Below are 1,244 nucleotides of genomic sequence, written 5' to 3'. Positions count from 1 at the left end.
TCACTGCCATTAAGTTAAGCATTTTTTGAGATAATAAGCGGCTTTGATTGACAGTTGAACATGGCTAAAAAAAGCAGGCAATTGAAGTTACCCAAGAGCGGCTTGAAGCGAATAGCTTCAAGCACCATCACCGTCAGAGCGATAAAGCGTTCACACGCGAGCGCCGCCTGTCCTTCGCGTTGGTTGTGGTGTTGATCATGAGGAATAGCGTGAAATCGTTACAAAACGTCGTCAATGAGGCGATGACGGGGTTGGAGCAGCCACCCGTGACCGCCAGCGCTTATTCGCAGGCGCGGTATAAACTGAAACACACCGCCTTTATCGAACTTAACGAGGCTGCCGTCGTGCAAACGCAGTACGGTGATGGTGATTACCTGCGCTTCTGGGGTTTGCGGGTACTGGCGGTCGATGGTTCCAGGATCACCCTGCCGGACAATCCAGCCATGCGTGAAGAATTCGGCACCATTGCCTGGACGAACGGCAAGACAGCGGATATCCAGGGCGAACGGCCTTATGCCCAGGCCTCGGTGTTGTACGACGTACTGAACCGGATCGCCCTGGATGCCACGCTGGGTCAGGCCAAGGCCTACGAAATTGACTTGGCGATCGCGCATTTATCGCATACCCGGGCGGGCGATTTGCTCCTCATGGACAGGAATTACCCCTCCTATCGGATGTTGGCCGAACTCAGCCGGCACGGGCGTGACTTTGCCATCCGCTGTTCGGCGGCTTCGTTTGCCCAGGCGCGGCAGATGCTCAAAGGAGAAGGTCCCGCCAGTCAAGTGGTCACGCTCACGCCGTGCGCCGGTCAAAGGCCGTCCATCCGTGAGAGGGGCTTGCCTTTGTCGCTCACCGTCCGCTTGGTCAGGGTTTTACTGAGCACGGGCGAGTACGAAGTATTGGTGACGTCATTGCTGGACGATTCCCGGTATCCCACTGAAGGATTTTTGGAGCTGTACCAATTACGGTGGGAAATCGAAACCTTTTATGGTTTGCTCAAGACTCGCCTGGCGCTGGAAAACTTCACCGGCCTCAGTGCTGAAGCCGTCCGGCAAGACTTCCATGCCACCGTGTATCTGTCCGGCCTGGAATCGCTCCTGACCGACACGGCGCAGACCATGCTGGACACCAAGGCCACGCAGTATCCGCAAACGGTGAACCGGTCGGTATCGTTCAACGCGATCAAAAACCTGGCCCTGGATTTGTTGCTGACGGGTGGACTCAAAACCGACCAGCTGCTGGAG

At 56.1% G+C, this 1,244-nt stretch carries 1 protein-coding gene; it reads left to right on the top strand.

Translation table 11 applies throughout. The features are described from left to right. Positions 1-80 precede the first annotated feature (80 nt). The coding region (locus tag IE074_RS14700; protein ID WP_189386198.1) for an IS4 family transposase at positions 81-1,244 on the top strand (1,164 nt) is incomplete at its 3' end.

The sequence above is a fragment of the Advenella faeciporci genome (assembly GCF_014652395.1).
Taxonomy (GTDB): Bacteria; Pseudomonadota; Gammaproteobacteria; order Burkholderiales; family Burkholderiaceae_B; genus Advenella; species Advenella faeciporci.
This window is presented reverse-complemented; position numbering and strand designations above follow the sequence as displayed.